The 14,392-nt window shown below is 63.1% G+C and carries 17 protein-coding genes and 1 tRNA gene; 7 read left to right on the forward strand and 11 right to left on the reverse strand.

Annotated features, from left to right (window positions below; translation table 11 throughout):
• On the reverse strand, nt 1-216 hold a 216-nt coding region (locus CCR84_RS05940), incomplete at its 3' end, for an IS4/Tn5 family transposase DNA-binding protein (RefSeq protein WP_201210537.1).
• 412 nt (nt 217-628) lie between these two features.
• On the opposite strand from CCR84_RS05940, the gene CCR84_RS05945 reads away from it, so the two are divergent.
• The 4 genes from CCR84_RS05945 to CCR84_RS05960 all read left to right on the forward strand — a co-directional run bounded on the left by CCR84_RS05945 (nt 629) and on the right by CCR84_RS05960 (nt 3,164).
• A complete protein-coding gene (locus CCR84_RS05945; RefSeq protein ID WP_201210538.1) occupies nt 629-1,192 on the forward strand; it encodes a hypothetical protein in 564 nt (187 codons plus the stop codon).
• Entirely contained in the window at nt 1,176-1,910 is a 735-nt protein-coding gene (locus CCR84_RS05950; protein WP_201210539.1) for a hypothetical protein, read from the forward strand. The genes CCR84_RS05945 and CCR84_RS05950 overlap by 17 nt, the downstream gene beginning before the upstream one ends.
• 234 nt (nt 1,911-2,144) lie before the next feature.
• Nucleotides 2,145-2,867 carry a restriction endonuclease gene (locus CCR84_RS05955; protein WP_201210540.1) on the forward strand — a complete coding sequence of 241 codons (723 nt, stop codon included), beginning with the start codon at nt 2,145-2,147 and terminating at the stop codon, nt 2,865-2,867.
• Between the two features lie 90 nt (nt 2,868-2,957).
• Complete coding sequence (locus CCR84_RS05960; RefSeq protein WP_201210541.1) at nt 2,958-3,164, forward strand: hypothetical protein; 207 nt, start codon at nt 2,958-2,960, stop codon at nt 3,162-3,164.
• 208 nt (nt 3,165-3,372) lie between these two features.
• On the opposite strand, the gene CCR84_RS05965 is transcribed toward CCR84_RS05960, so the two are convergent.
• Nucleotides 3,373-3,771: a type II toxin-antitoxin system VapC family toxin gene (locus CCR84_RS05965; protein ID WP_207186235.1), complete on the reverse strand. Its 399-nt coding sequence runs from the start codon at nt 3,769-3,771 to the stop codon at nt 3,373-3,375.
• 5 nt (nt 3,772-3,776) lie between these two features.
• Nucleotides 3,777-4,025 (reverse strand): antitoxin, encoded by a 249-nt coding sequence (locus tag CCR84_RS05970; RefSeq protein ID WP_201210543.1) that lies wholly within the window; start codon nt 4,023-4,025, stop codon nt 3,777-3,779.
• A 119-nt stretch (nt 4,026-4,144) separates the two neighbouring features.
• Between CCR84_RS05970 and CCR84_RS05975 the strand changes: the two genes are divergently transcribed.
• Nucleotides 4,145-5,917, forward strand: a complete 1,773-nt coding sequence (locus CCR84_RS05975) for an ABC transporter transmembrane domain-containing protein (RefSeq protein ID WP_201210545.1) — start codon at nt 4,145-4,147, stop codon at nt 5,915-5,917.
• On the opposite strand, the gene CCR84_RS05980 is transcribed toward CCR84_RS05975, so the two are convergent.
• Nucleotides 5,918-7,882, reverse strand: a complete 1,965-nt coding sequence (locus tag CCR84_RS05980; protein ID WP_201210547.1) for an ATP-binding cassette domain-containing protein — start codon at nt 7,880-7,882, stop codon at nt 5,918-5,920.
• A gap of 4 nt (nt 7,883-7,886) precedes the next feature.
• Nucleotides 7,887-8,435 carry a peroxiredoxin gene (locus CCR84_RS05985; RefSeq protein WP_201210549.1) on the reverse strand — a complete coding sequence of 183 codons (549 nt, stop codon included), beginning with the start codon at nt 8,433-8,435 and terminating at the stop codon, nt 7,887-7,889.
• A gap of 228 nt (nt 8,436-8,663) precedes the next feature.
• Between CCR84_RS05985 and CCR84_RS05990 the strand changes: the two genes are divergently transcribed.
• A tRNA-Arg gene (locus CCR84_RS05990) sits at nt 8,664-8,735 on the forward strand.
• Nucleotides 8,736-9,094: 359 nt separating this feature from the next.
• Here the strand turns inward: CCR84_RS05990 and CCR84_RS05995 are convergent.
• From CCR84_RS05995 to CCR84_RS06020, 6 genes are all read right to left on the reverse strand, one after another.
• Nucleotides 9,095-10,186: a nucleotidyltransferase domain-containing protein gene (locus CCR84_RS05995; protein WP_201210551.1), complete on the reverse strand. Its 1,092-nt coding sequence runs from the start codon at nt 10,184-10,186 to the stop codon at nt 9,095-9,097.
• Nucleotides 10,183-11,055 (reverse strand): HprK-related kinase A, encoded by an 873-nt coding sequence (locus tag CCR84_RS06000; RefSeq protein ID WP_201210552.1) that lies wholly within the window; start codon nt 11,053-11,055, stop codon nt 10,183-10,185. Before CCR84_RS06000 ends, CCR84_RS05995 begins: the two co-directional genes overlap by 4 nt.
• Nucleotides 11,043-11,318, reverse strand: coding sequence for a hypothetical protein (locus CCR84_RS06005; protein WP_242508573.1), 276 nt, complete (start codon nt 11,316-11,318; stop codon nt 11,043-11,045). Before CCR84_RS06005 ends, CCR84_RS06000 begins: the two co-directional genes overlap by 13 nt.
• Before the next feature lie 39 nt (nt 11,319-11,357).
• Nucleotides 11,358-11,915: a hypothetical protein gene (locus CCR84_RS06010; RefSeq protein WP_201210554.1), complete on the reverse strand. Its 558-nt coding sequence runs from the start codon at nt 11,913-11,915 to the stop codon at nt 11,358-11,360.
• Between the two features lie 232 nt (nt 11,916-12,147).
• Nucleotides 12,148-12,666 (reverse strand): hypothetical protein, encoded by a 519-nt coding sequence (locus CCR84_RS06015; RefSeq protein WP_201210555.1) that lies wholly within the window; start codon nt 12,664-12,666, stop codon nt 12,148-12,150.
• 148 nt (nt 12,667-12,814) lie between these two features.
• Entirely contained in the window at nt 12,815-13,684 is an 870-nt protein-coding gene (locus CCR84_RS06020) for an RtcB family protein (protein WP_338052573.1), read from the reverse strand.
• 61 nt (nt 13,685-13,745) lie between these two features.
• On the opposite strand from CCR84_RS06020, the gene CCR84_RS06025 reads away from it, so the two are divergent.
• The gene (locus CCR84_RS06025; RefSeq protein ID WP_201210556.1) at nt 13,746-14,276 is read left to right on the forward strand and encodes a hypothetical protein; all 531 of its coding nucleotides are present in this window, start codon (nt 13,746-13,748) and stop codon (nt 14,274-14,276) included.
• The last annotated feature ends 116 nt before the right edge of the window (nt 14,277-14,392 follow it).

Below are 14,392 nucleotides of genomic sequence, written 5' to 3' on the forward strand. Positions count from 1 at the left end.
GCTGGCCTGACAGTGCGCCTGCATCACGTCATCCCAGCTCACGCCCCCGTGCGAAAGAAACCGGTAGGCCGCGACCGTCTCGCTCCAGTTCTGGCACGCATTGGGGATGCTCGCACCGGGTTTAAGGGCCAGTCGCTCGGCCAGCAGCACCGCCCTGCGGTTGAGTCGCGCATCCCCCAGCTCCAAGGTCTCGAATTCTTCTGCTGCCCAGCCCACACCCGCGCTCCTGTCATGACAAAGCCGTCATCCTACAAGATGTGTATAACGGGATGCATCAAAACGGCGCAACGCGGTTCCAACGCTTACCGCTGCATTGGCCTTGGTGATGTTTATAGCGTGAATTTGAGGGCATACACCGCTGGCGCAATTTCCCTGCTATACGGTACGGTCGTTGTTTTTATTGTTCTTCTAGCGCCGGATGCGCTCCCTGCATCGACGTGGTTTGCAAGCTTCCTCATGACTGGCCCCGCCATTTATGCTCTTAGCCGGTCCATATCTGGTTTGGCCGTTGCAACTGAATACGAACGCAACAGTAAGCTCGGGAGTTCTAACCCTTCGTTGCAGGGGACGCTGCGCGATAAAGCCGCGCAGCGTCCCTGAACTCGAACGTTCGGCCTCAAGGTAGCCAATGGACGCCCTTATTGCTCTTTTGACATCGGACGCCAACGCCGCCAATGCCCTCGGCGCCTTGGCGAGTGCGGCTGCCGCATTCCTTGCTCTCTTTGTTTCGTGTGTTTCGGTTTGGATTTCTATTTCGACTGCTCGTAGCCAACGACGGCACAACGAGTTGTCGGTACGGCCACTCGCGGAAGTGACCGTTGCAGACTACGAGGACAGCCTACGGGTCACGCTCCGAAATAATGGCTCCGGCCCGATGATTGTTCTAGCTGTAACCGTGTCGGATGGCGCCAACGCGCATGAGAGCTTGATTGAGTGGATGCCTGCGCTTCCTAAGGGACGACCGTGGAACACATTCACCCACACGCTGCGTCGCCGCACGCTCCAGGCTGGTGCGGAAATCGTTCTTCTCGAACTTACAGAACATGAAAATGAGGCCAATTTTTCGATGTGTAGAGACCGAGTCCGCGCAGCGTTGGCGCCACTGACGGTCAATGTTGAGTACACGGACATATACGACACCGTGATGAGGCCTTGCCGAAAACCCCTCTCATGGTTTGGCAGAAATCTATGAGGCCGAACCAATCATTCCACCGGACCCGCGCGAAAAGCTGCGCAGGCCGGTGAATTCAAACGTTAGGGCACATATGGGCTGCTGGGAAATTGAGGAAACTCGAGAACATATTCGCCGACTGTTCGGCGATGACCAGCTTGAGCTTGCCAAGCCTTGCCTTCGCTCCGTTGTCGATCGCCAAACCTACGCCAGGATACATTTCCAAGACGCCAAAGCCAAGATCGACTCTTATACCCAAACAACACTCCAAAATGCTTCACTGTTCGAAGTATCGTTTGGTGACTCAGAGGCGTGGGTTGATTTCAATATCTTCATACGTGAAGTCAGCGCGCACCTCACAGCATGTGTTCAGAGCATTCACGCTGTGCCGGATATCCTGGCACACGCCATCTACTATTCCCTTGGCCTAAATCAGGCTGTAGGAGCTCTCAAGGCGCGAGACATCTGCGCAGGCAGCGTATTGAAGTTACTGAAGCGAGAGCCTCTATTGAACACTATAGCGTCGCTACTGGACTCACTTGTGAGTGCTGAGAAATTTACGCATCTAGCAGCGCTCACAAACCAAGCAAAACACCGGAGTATCGTGTTTCCAACGCTCAACGAAGACTTAACGGGCACCCGCGAAAAACGACACATTGTGGCATTTCCAGCGTTCGTCCATGACGACAGGACATTTCCACAGGTCTTCGCCGATGATTTTATTGCATTGGAATATTAGCGCTCCTCCCAGTGTGTGGTCGACACAGGTATCGAACTCAATGCTGTACTTCAACAGCTTGTGCCCTAACCTCTCGGTCAACACGGACCGCCTGCAAGCCGCGCTTGCGGGTTACCTCCGCGGCTACGCCTCTCCGGCGGCCGTTTACCTTAAACATTAGCCACCTTAGGACTGCGCGCGTTGAAGAAGCACCTAGAGCAATTGCTAAAGCGCCAAGATGATCGACGTCGGGCCATGCCTAAGCCCGATGCACTTGATTTTTCGAGCCTTTGGACCCGACCGTCTGAATTCCCAAAAAATTGCGTCGGCTACATGGCCGATCAGCTCGCAATGCCGGTGGAGATATTAATCGGGCAGTTCGAAGCCGCGGGAATTAGAGGACTAGCACCTTACCATAAACTAAGAGACCGCGACAGGACGGCACTGCTCGAATACCTGCCGAACACACATCGTCATCCGCCTTTGACAGTATTGCTCTATGAACACGGTAGTTTTTCTCACCTTGATATCCAAACCGTTTCTGAAATCTCTACGCGCCTCGTTGAATACCTTGCAAGCCATCCCGAAGCCATGTATTCCTTGGCCCCCAGGAAGTTCGAAGAGCTTGTTGCGTTCTTGCTTGAGAAGGAGGGCTGTGAGGTTACGCTGACAAAAGCCACGCGGGACGGCGGTTACGATATCTGGGCAAAAATGAGTACGCCCATATCGAAATTATTGATCTTGGCTGAGTGCAAGCGATACGACCGTCAAAACAAGGTGGGAGTTGAAGTGGTTCGCGGGCTTTATGGCGTCACAGAGGCTCATAGAGCTAACCAAGGAATCATTGTTACCTCATCCTTCTTTACCAAAGATGCCCGCGAAGAGCAGATGCGAATCGGCAATAGAATTTCTTTGAGTGACTTTGATCACTTATCCAAATGGTTGTCGCGACATGCGGTTGGAAATGATGGTGGCTAACCCCGCGGTCGAGGCGCGGCTCCGCCGCTGGGACGCCGCGCCGGCGATGCCGGCCCGTCGCCCCTCACTTTCACGTTAGCGATCAAGAGCATGGCGCGTCACAAATCAGAATCGACGGAGCAACAAGCGGCTGAGAGTTTTATTTTGGCAGCCATGGCAAAGCGCCTGTCGCTCAACTTTGATGAGATCGCCGATTTGGGCCTCGACGTAAAATCCGAAGGCATAGACCCGCACCAAAGGGTGCTGGTTGAAGCTTATGCCCGCGTGGGACCACTAAAGGCGACCCTCGAAATTTAGCATTTCATCATCTTTTTTTGTGGGCGTGCATCCGTCACGGGCTCAGGTCTCGCATTGTTGCATCCGGCAATCAATGCAACGATGCGAGACCTGACCCCAAGCTTGGTTCTCGGAGTTTCGCCAGCAAGGTGAAGACGAGCAAGAAGTAATTTGCCGGCGCCGGTTCCGCCTCGCTCTCTTTGCTGTCAAGCGGTTCGAAGCCGGAGGATTACGCTACCCAGTTGTCGAGCCGCAAACCGGAGACTCGCTCGAATTCTCGGGTATTGTTGGTCACCAGAATGGCGTCTTCGGCCAGGGCGTGGCTGGCGATCCACAGATCATTGGCGCCGATGGGCGTTCCGGCGGTCTTGAGACGGAAAAATTGCTCGGCGTAGTGCCGACAGAGTGCTGCGCTCGTCTCGTAGCATACCGGCACTTGCCGGGTCAGCTTGTCGATGCGACGCAGCACCTCTGATCTTCGGGTGCTGCGTTCGGCGCCTTTGAGCAACTCGGCATGGGTGACGAAAGACATGCAGATCAGGTCATCTTCGTTCAGGGCATTGATGCGCTGGGCGATGCCGGGCGGTCGCGTTTTGATCAGGTAGATCAGGATGTTGGTGTCGAGCATGTACTTCACAGCGGCTCCCGTTCCTGGAGCGGAGGCTGGTCCCGATGCGCTTCCTCAAGGGCTGCAACGAAGTCGTCGTCGAAGGACTCCAGCGCCTCCAGGAATGCGCTCCCCCGGTCTTGCGTCAGCGGATGAATGATCAGGTCGCCTGCGTCATTTCGGCTGATCTCGACCCGACTTGCGTTCATGCGGAACTGAACGGGAATTCGCACCGCCTGACTGTTGCCATTCATGAAAACACGGCTGGTGATCATGGCTACCTCCTGATGTGTGTATGTAGTCGTATCTATTCTAGGTCGACAGGGCGCTGTCGACAATCCGCTTTCTCGCTAAACTGCCAGGCTTCACCGCTCTTGACCGATCCCGCCAGCGCATGAATTCCCCTGCCCCCGACGTGCCCCCTTCCGTAGCACCTCCCCGAGCGCTGACCGTACTGCTCGGACTGCTCGTCCCCTACCGCAGCCGCGTGCTGATCGCCGCGATCGCGCTGATCGTCGCTGCCTTGGCGCTGCTCGGCGTCGGCCAGGGACTGCGCACGGTGATCGACCGCGGTTTCGCCGCCGGCGACCCGCAATGGCTCGACCGCGCGCTCTTCGCCATGTTCGGCGTCATCGCACTGCTGTCGGCGTCGACCTACCTGCGCTTCTACATGGTGTCGTGGCTCGGCGAGCGTGTCGCCTCCGATCTCAGGCGGCGCGTGTTCGACCACCTGCTGACGCTGCCGCCTTCGTTCTTCGAGCAGGGGCGGACCGGCGACGTGATCGCGCGGCTGACCGCCGACACGGCGCAGATCGAGAGCGCGATCGGTTCGAGCCTGTCGCTGTTCGTGCGCAACGCGCTGCTGCTCGCCGGCGGGCTGATCATGCTGCTCACGACCAGCGTCAAGCTGTCGCTGCTGGTGCTCGGCGGCGTTCCGCTGGTGGTGACGCCGATCATCTTCTTTGGCCGCCGCGTGCGCGCGCTGGCGCGGCAGAGCCAGGACCGCGTCGCCGACCTCGGCAACCGCATCGACGAGACCATCCACGAGATCCGCGTCGTGCAGGCCTACGGCCACGAGGACGCCGACCGTGGCGACTTCGCGGCGCGCGTCGAGGCCGGCTTCGCCACCGCAGTGCGCCGCACGCGCAGCCGCGCCGGCATGGTCGCGGCGGTGATCCTGCTCGTCTTCGGCGCGATCGCGCTGATCCTCTGGGTCGGCGGCCACGACGTGCTCGCCGGCGAGATCAGCGGCGGACAGCTGTCGGCCTTCGTCTTCTACGCGGCGCTGGTCGCAGGCTCCGTCGGGGCGATCTCGGAGTCCTGGGGCGAACTGCAGCGTGCCGCCGGCGCCAGCGAGCGCCTGCTCGAACTGCTCGCCGTGCGCCCGGAAATTTCCGTTCCGGCAGCACCGGTCGCACTTCCCCAGCGCGTGCAGGGCGAGATCGTCTTCGACGCGGTCGGCTTCGCCTACCCGGCGCGCCCCGACGCGGCAGCGCTCGCGGGCTTCAGCCTGACGGTCGGCGCCGGCGAGACGGTGGCGCTGGTCGGTCCCTCGGGGGCGGGCAAGAGCACCGTCTTCCAGTTGCTCTTGCGCTTCTACGATCCGCAATCCGGGCGCGTCTGCATCGACGGCGTCGATCTGGCCTGCGCCGACCCGCGCGAACTGCGCCGGCAGATCGCGCTGGCGCCGCAGGAGGCGGTGATCTTCGCCAGCAGCGTGCTGGACAACGTGCGCTACGCGCGTCCCGAGGCGACGCTCGACGAAGTGCGCGCCGCCTGCGTCGCCGCCTACGCCGACGAGTTCATCGACAAGCTGCCACAGGGCTACGACACCGACCTCGGCGAGCGCGGCGTCAAGCTCTCCGGCGGCCAGCGCCAGCGCATCGCGATCGCCCGCGCGCTGCTCGCCGACCGGCCGATCCTGCTCCTCGACGAAGCCACCTCGGCGCTCGACGCCGAGAGCGAGCGCCTGGTTCAGGCCGCGCTCGAGCGGCTGATGGAAAACCGCACGACGCTGGTGATCGCGCACCGGCTCGCCACCGTGCAGCGCGTCGACCGCATCGTCGTCCTCGACCAGGGCCACATCGTCGAAACCGGCAGCCACGCCGAGCTGCTGCGCCTGGACGGGCTGTACGCGAAGCTGGCGCGGCTGCAGTTCGCGGCGTAATCACCCGCGCGCTTCGAGCGTCTCCCAGCGTTCGAGCAGTTCGAGCAGTTCCTCGTCGATCTGCGCCAGCCGCGCCGACAGTTCCTGCGCCTCGTTGCCGGGCGCCGCGTAGAGCGCCGGGTCTTCTAGGCGGGCGCTCAGCGTCTTCTGCTCGGCCTCCAGATCGGCGATGCGCCCGGGCAGCGCCTCCAACTCGCGCGCTTCCTTGTAGCTGAGCTTGGACTTGGCCGGAGCCTTGCCGGCGGCCCCCTCGCCCGTGGCGTCGGCGCGCCGCTGCGGCGCGGCTTTCGCCTCGCCCTCGGCGCGCTTCTGGGCGGCCTTTTCGGCGGCTGCCTGCTCGGCCGCCTGTTGCGCGCGCCAGTTCGCCCAGTCCGTATAGCCGCCGACGAACTCGCGCCAGACGCCGTCGCCCTCGGACACGATCGTCTGCGTGACCACGTTGTCGAGGAAGGTCCGGTCGTGGCTGACCAGGAACAGCGTTCCCGAATACTCCTGCAGCCGCTGTTCGAGCAGTTCGAGCGTCTCAATGTCGAGGTCGTTGGTCGGCTCGTCGAGGACGAGCACGTTGGCCGGCTTGGCGAACAGGCGCGCGAGCAAGAGGCGGTTGCGCTCGCCGCCCGAGAGCGAGCTCACCGGCGAGCGCGCGCGCTGCGCCGGGAAGAGGAAGTCGCCGAGATAGCTGATCACGTGCTTCTTCTCGCCGCCCAAGTCGACGTAGTCCGATCCCGGCGAGATCACGTCGGCGAGTGTCGCGTTGTCGTCGAGCTGGCTGCGGAACTGGTCGAAATACGCGACCTGCAGCTTGGTGCCCAAGCGGACCTTGCCCGAATCGGGCGCCAGCTCGCCGAGGATCATGCGCAGCAGGGTCGTCTTGCCGGCGCCGTTGGGGCCGATCAGGCCGATCTTGTCGCCGCGCTGGATGCGGCAGGAGAAGTTGCGGACGACGCTGCGCGCGGACGCTCCCTCGCCGAAGGTCTTGCTGACGCAGTCGAGTTCGGCGACGAGCTTGCCGCTCTTGTCGCCCGCGTCGAGCGCCATGTTCACGCGGCCGACGCGCTCGCGCCGGGCCGCGCGCTCGCGGCGTAACTGTTCTAGACGCAGGACGCGGCCCTCGTTGCGCGTGCGCCGCGCCTCGACGCCCTTGCGGATCCACACCTCTTCCTGCGCGAGGAACTTGTCGAACTTGGCGTTGGCGACCGCCTCGTCCTGCAGCATGCGTTCCTTTCGCTCCTGGTAGGTCGTGAAACTGCCGGGGAAGGAAGCGAGCTTGCCGCGGTCGAGTTCGACGATGCGCGTCGCGACGCGGTCGAGGAAGCTTCGGTCGTGGGTGATGAAAAGCAGCGCCGCCGGCGAAGCGATCAGCAGTTCTTCGAGCCACTCGATCGCGGCGATGTCGAGGTGGTTGGTCGGCTCGTCGAGCAGCAGCAGGTCGGGCGAGATCGCCAGCGCCTGCGCCAGCGCCAGCCGCTTCTTCTGCCCGCCCGAGAGGCTGCCGACGCGCGCGTCCGGATCGAGCGAGAAACGCTGGATCACGCGCTCGGCCTGCGCCTCGAAGGCCCAGGCATCGCGCGCTTCGAGTGCCTGCTGCAGGTCGTGCAGGCGCGTCAGCAAGGCCTCGTGCTCGCCCCCCTCCCCGGCCGCCAGCGCGTGCGAGACGGCGTGGTACTCGGCGAGCAGCTGCGAAACCTCGCCCATGCCGGCGACGACCGCATCGAACACCGAAGAATCGGGGTCGAACGGCGGCTCCTGCGCGACGTAGGCGACCGACAGCCCCGGCTGGCGCCAGACCTCGCCGTCGTCGAGCGCGCCAAGCCCTGCGAGGACGCGCAGCAGGGACGACTTGCCGGTGCCGTTGCGGCCGATCAGCGCGACGCGCTCGCCGGGATCGAGTTGCAGGTCGGCTTTGTCGAGCAAGGCCCAGGAACCGAACGCCAGGCCGGCGCCGGAAAGGGTGAGCAAAGGCATGAAATCAGTTCTTTCCAGTGAGACGTTTGAGGTCGGCGATGACCTCGGTCGAGTGGGTGTCGGTGTTGACCTTCAGATAGACCTTGGCGATCTTGCCCTGCGGGTCGACCACGAAGGTGTAGCGGCGGGCATAGCTGATGACGCCCCAGTCGGACAGCGCGCCGTAGCGCTTGGCGACGGCGCCGCCGCGGTCGGCGAGCAGCGGGAAAGGCAGGCGGTACTTCTGCGCGAACGCCGCGTGCGACGCGGTCTCGTCGACGCTGATGCCGAGCACCTGCACGCCCATCGCGGAAAGCTGCGCGTAATCGTCGCGGAACTTGCACGCCTCCTTGGTACAGCCCGGCGTGTCGTCCTTCGGATAGAAATAGACGACGACCCACTTGCCGCGCAGGCTGTCGAGGCGAACATCCTTGCCGTTCTGGTCAGGCAAGGTGAAGGCCGGCGCCAGCGAACCTTCGGCCGGGATGTCGTCGGCCCTCGCCACGCTGCTGCCGAGCAGCGCGGCGACCATGGCGAAGGCGAACAGGACGCGCAACAGGAAGCGATTGAACATGAGGCGATTCTCCAGAAACGGGACGGGAGCGGTGGCAGGCGCCGGCAGGAAGACTGTGGCGCTGCCGAGGTCCAGGCAGCGGCAGGGCGCCGGCACTGCGGTACAGCGCGTATTTTGCACCGAGTCAGGCAGGAACGAGGCACTCGTCGCCGCAACGCGCTCACAGGGAAGCGCGAAAGACACGCGCAATTTGGCGCCGGCAACGGCAGCGGCTACAATATGCGACCTCTCCTCGTAGTTCAATGGATAGAACAGTCGCCTCCTAAGCGACAAATACAGGTTCGATTCCTGTCGAGGGGACTCCGCTAAGCTCCAGCGAATTCCCGAAAAGCCTGAAGATCCACTGGGTCTTCAGGCTTTTTGTTCACCGTGAAACTGCGAAGGGACGAAGCAAAGACGCTGCCCGGAGCAACAGCCAGTCATCGCGAGCCCGCAGGGCGCGGCGATCCAGTGCGTGGGGCTGATATCGCGTCGCCTGAGTTGACGAGGCCACAAAACCGGAAGAACGAACTGGATTGCCACGGCGCTGCGCGCCTCGCGATGACGGCAGCGAATGGCTGCGGTTCGTGCTCAGGGGTGGCACGATCCGCCATGATCCTTAGCTCGGCGTTTGCCGGCGAGGCTACGGGCGTATCGGCGCCAGTGCACCGCGCCGGCGTTCACGGCATTCCGTCTGCCTGTCCGTTCGCGTCGGCCCGCGCACGCAGGCGGCGCCAGCTCTTGCGCAGCAGGTGCGGAAACAGCAGATGGGGCGGCATGCGCAGCCACTGGTAGCGGCTGCGCAGCAGGGTGCGTGCGATCGCAACGCGCATGGGCGGCGGAAAGTCCGGATCGGAGGGCAGCATCGACAGCGGCACCAGCGCGTCCATGCTGCGCCTCGCCAGGGCCCCCGGTGGCGGCAGGCTCGCCTTGAGTTCGTGGGCAGGCAGGCAGCCGAGCCAGGCCTCGGCGAAATGCAGGCCGTACCAGAGCGGTCGCTCCAAGCCGAGTTCGGCCGCGCGTTGCCGCAGGCGCGCGGAAAATCCCGGCGCTTCGGCAAAGGCGCGCAGCAGGCCATCGATATCGACCACCTCGCGCAGGCGCAGGTCGAGTTCACCGTCGTGGAAACAATGCACGCAGGCGTGCAGCACCTGGTCCTCGGCACACAGCGCGCGAAAGGGCGTTCCCGGTATGGCCTCGCTGCGTGCAAACAGGCTCGCGGGATCAAAGGCGAGGCTGCCGGTCACCGGCGTCAGCGCGTGGTGCAGGTCCAGTTCCAGCGTGCTGCCGGGATAGCGCATCGGTGGCGTTTCGTGGCTCCAGTCGCGGTAGTAGCGCTCGTCGTAGGCTTCGAGCTTCTCCGCGCGCCAGCCGGCATCGAGCAGCCGCGACTCCATCGTGCGCAGTTGCGGGCGCGGGACGAGCAGGTCGACATCGGAGACGAAGCGCCCCACCGAGAGGCGGCGCTGCTGCAGCACGTAGGCGGCGCCCTTGAGCACGATGACCGGAAAATCGTCCGTGACGAGGGGCGCGAGGCGGAACAGTTCGGCGCGCAGCATCTGCGTGCGGTAGGCCGCCATCCGCTGCGCCGATAAAAGGTGCCGCCGGACGACGGCGGTAAGTGCCGGGTTGTCGAGGTTCGTCGCCGCCAGTCGCGCATGCAGTCCGCTCACCCGCCCCAAGCGCAGCAGCCGATCCCAGCGGCCCTCGTCGATGCGGAGCGGCTCGTGCAGGCCGCGCAGCAGCAGTCCGACGTCGGCAGACGCGTTCATCGGGGCGCGCTCGCGAACAGGGTGTCGATGCGGTCGATGGCCGCATCGACATCGCCATAGACGAGTTCATAAGCCGGCGTGCGCCGCGCCAGCGCGACCAACGCGGCGAAGCCGACCGGACCGAGCGACTCGTAGTTGAAGCTGTTGAGCCCGAGGCGCATCGCTGCCTGCGCCGGCGGCACCGGCGCATGGCTCAGTTTGGCGCCGGCCGCGAAGCGCGGAAAGACGATCAGCGCGGGCGTCGCAGGGCGATGGCGCTGGTCGAAGCTGTCCCGGTCGGGGACGAAATGCGCCACGTCACCCTTGCGGGTTTTCGGGAAGCGCGGTCCGAGCACGGCGCCCGGCCGCTCACCGATGATCTCGATCGAGCGGTTCTTCAAGGGCGCGGGCCTGACCATCGGCAGGATGTCGCCGCTCTCCGGATCGACGACGCCGAATTCGTCGGACAGGAAGCGCCAGCCGGCGAGGTGCAGCGCACAGCTCAACGTGGTCTTGCCGGCCCCCGGTGCCGCCGGCAGCAGCACGGCGCGCTCGCCGCGCGCGACCACGCCGGCATGGAACAGCAGATAGGCGTTCAGGCGCCGTGCCAGCAGCCAGTTGCTGCCCCATTCGAACAGCGGCAATGCGCTGTGCAGCGGATACGGCTCGAACGGCCGCAAACCTTCCGACCACAGCGAGACTTGTCGCCCCCCCGGACGCCAGCGCGATCCGGGAAGCAAGGACACGCGCACGTCGGCAAAGTCCTCGTCTTCAAGGAGGTCCTGATGCGGATAGACGATGTCGAGGTGTTCGTGGAAGCTTTCGATCGGTGAAAAAACCGCCAGGCGTGCCGCACCGACCTCGATCAGGCGGTAGTTCAGCTTTGCCATTCGTGCGCTTCGCGCCATTCGCGCTCCGGCAGCAGCATCGAACGCTCAAGCGCTTGCAGCGAGCGTGCCAGATCTTCGAGGCCGGGCGGCCAGCCGCCGAGATCCGCCACCTCGGCGAGAAAGACATCGAAGCGCCCCTCCTCGATGGCTTGCGCACTTTCGGACAGCACCCGTACGGCACCCGCGCTCAGCAGGTGGGTCTGCCAACTGACGGGGTCGAGGAACAGGAACGCTTCGCCCAGCGGCGAGCAGAAAGCTTGCATCCAGCGGCGCGGAGAAGCCTGGGTCATCGAGCGTCCCGACTAGCCAGGGGGACTGTAGTCGTAGAAGTTCGCATCGTTCGTCCCTGCAGGGAAGGTGGTCAGGCACGAAGCGGCGGCAGGCGCATAAGTGGTGTTGACCATCAGCGGATGCGAGGGATAAGTCCCCAATTCGGTGCCATCGTAGTTGAAAAAAACCAGTACATAGCCGAGTCCGATGCCGGCCACTTTCGTGAACGAGTCCAGCGGCGGGCTCAGAAGGTCCGAGCGATCAGGGCTTAACTGATACCAGTGATAACCATCCCAGAGGGCTTCGATGCTGTCGGGCTGAGGCGTCAAGGTATTCCGATACACCCTGAACAACCTCCATGCCCAAGCGCTTCCGGAAGCAGGAGGCGGATCAAAATAATCAGTAACGAAGAGAAAACCCTTTTGCGGATAGCTGCTCGGAGGATTCGTATTGACCTTCTCGACACAGAGCATCGATTGGGCAGCAGCAGCCCCGCCATACCCAAGAGTCATCACGACGGAGCCAGCCAGCGCTCCCTTCAAGAGCTTGCGCCGCTCCTCGACCGAATTCGTCTGCAGGGGTTCTTTCATGATGATCCCCAATCAATCGTGCCTTGCACGCTATCAATTCCCATGTCATCAAATCTACCACACTGCCTTGCCTGAGACTTGAGCAAGTTTCACGCCCGTTTCTGCTCAGCTTCCAAGCGAATGATCGTGCAGACTTTTTTGCGCCGGCGAAACGTCCCGCCCGCACCCCTGTAAATTTTTCCGACACAATGACATGGAACTAAAAACCACACCCGGGTGAAAATGGGCGGCGTCAAGAGCCGGGAATGCGGAGAAACCTGACGCCCTGCTCGTCCGCGTCGACCCGATACAAGCCGGGCGGGCAGTCGCCGCCTCCAGCTACCGAGTCCGGAACACGGACGCCGGCGAGGCCGGGCAGCTTGCCGAGGAAACCGAGCACGGACTGGTTGTCTGCAGTGTCCTTGATCCCGCTCAGCCGCCATCCGTCGGCGATCGAGACATCGGCCCCCGCCTTGCCGAACCCGGAGCTGAAGTTGATCAGGTAAGGCTTGGAGCGATCGGGCAGGACGAAGGGCGTTCCGGCCGCACACCGGACTTCCTCTTCCTCGCAGTTGCCCTTGCTATCCTTCCTGACGCACAGCCGTCTCTGGGCGATCTCGACGACGACCACCGGCGCGTAGACGATGTAACCGGCGGCGATGCTGCGCGCGGAGTGAGCGCTTTCCGCATCCTCCCTGGCGATCGGCCTGATCTCGACCCCCGAACATCCGGCCAGCACCAGCACTGCTCCGACCACTGCCATCGGCTTCATCGTCTCCTCCTGCCGCCTGGAATTCGCTTGCGCGGCGCTCCGGATCCGGCGCCCACGTCCAGACTCTAGTCGCCGAGCGCATCGCCGTCAATCCATAAAGCATATGCATTCGAGCTCCACCATGGGCCGGAGGCGCGGGCGACAGTGCTCAGCCCTTGATGCAGACGAGCGGTAGCAGTCGGGCGACCTTGCTCGCCAGACCCGCGCGCTCGGAAGCGTCGACGACGGCATCGACGTCCTTGTAGGCGAGCGGCGCTTCCTCGGCGACGCCACGCGAACTCGGACTGCGCACGAGGATTCCCTGCGCGGCCAGTTGGTCGACGACGGCGCGACCGTGCCAGCGTCGGGTCGCCTCGTTTCGGCTCATCGCGCGGCCGGCACCGTGGCAGGCCGAGCCGAAGGCGCGCTCGCCCCCGTTCCTTGAACCGTTGGCACCACTGGCACCAGCCAGGATGTACGAGGCTGTGCCCATGCTGCCGCCGATCAGCACCGGCTGCCCGACGCTCGCGTACTCGGGCGGCAGTTCGTCGTGCAGCGGCCCGAAGGCGCGCGTCGCGCCCTTGCGATGCACGAACAGGCGCCGCTTGCTGCCGCCAACTTCGTGCGTCTCTTCCTTGCAGGTGTTGTGCGAGACGTCGTAGAGCATTGGCAGCTTCGCCCCCGGAAAGACTTCGGCGAACACTTCGCGCGCGAGGTGGGTGAGGATCTGCCGGTTGGCGAGCGCGCAGTTGATCCCGGCACGCATGGCCCCCAGGTAGCGCTGCCCCAGCGCTGAGGCGAGCGGCGCGCAGGCGAGTTCGCGATCGGCGAGGACGATGCCGAGCTTGGGCGCGGCGATCACCATCTCGCGCAGGTAGTCGGTGCCGATCTGGTGGCCTAGCCCACGCGATCCGCAGTGGATGCTGAGGACGACATCGCCGACGGCGAGCCCGTAGGCACGCGCGGCTGCAGCGTCGAAGAGCTCGGACACGACCTGCACTTCCAGGTAGTGGTTGCCGCCTCTTTCCCTGATTGCTATTTCATTGTCAGTGACCTATGCTGCAAGAAATACTCATCGCCTAATCAAGGAGTTCGTGAAGGTGGCTACCCTTCCAGCAGAACCGCAATTTTGTCTGCCAATTGTCAGCAGTGGGCTTCTGCGTGTAACCAAGGAAGAATGGACTTCGCCAGCAGACCACTTTGAGCGACTTTGCGACAAGGCGTTGGAGGTGATCCTTGCTGCAACGGCGACGGGATCTTCATCGTTCCGAGAACAGCAGAAGAGATCTATCCTTCTGTTCGATTGCCTGTTGCGGGTCTTAGACGAGCCACCCATATCGTCTCCCATCGCGTTTAGCACTACCCATTTTCAGTCATTACAGACGCTGTTCTATGGCGCGCTTGGCTCCCCAAAGTTCATCGACAACGCCGAAACCACCCGCATTGCCTGGGCATATTGCTTCTACACAACGCTTCGTTGCCTGAATGAGTCGCAACCCGTACTGCTAGCCGACTATCGCCAGAAGGCGGCTGCCCCCATTCCCGTAGACTTCGTTCGAGCTTTTTTGGCTGCGAAGCTCAACGAGGCAGAAGTCCGCAAGTTGCGTCCATATCTTCTAAGGAAGCACTGATTTAATCGAAACCAGCCGACGCCTGCCGTCGGCAGCCGCTCTTTGAGATAATGACGCCCTGCCTCACGCTCGTGACCGACCATGCAAGCCACCTTCTCCGAACTTGAGTACAGCGC

Origin of the sequence: Rhodocyclus purpureus, assembly GCF_016653115.1 — a bacterium.
GTDB classification, from domain to species: domain Bacteria; phylum Pseudomonadota; class Gammaproteobacteria; order Burkholderiales; family Rhodocyclaceae; genus Rhodocyclus; species Rhodocyclus purpureus.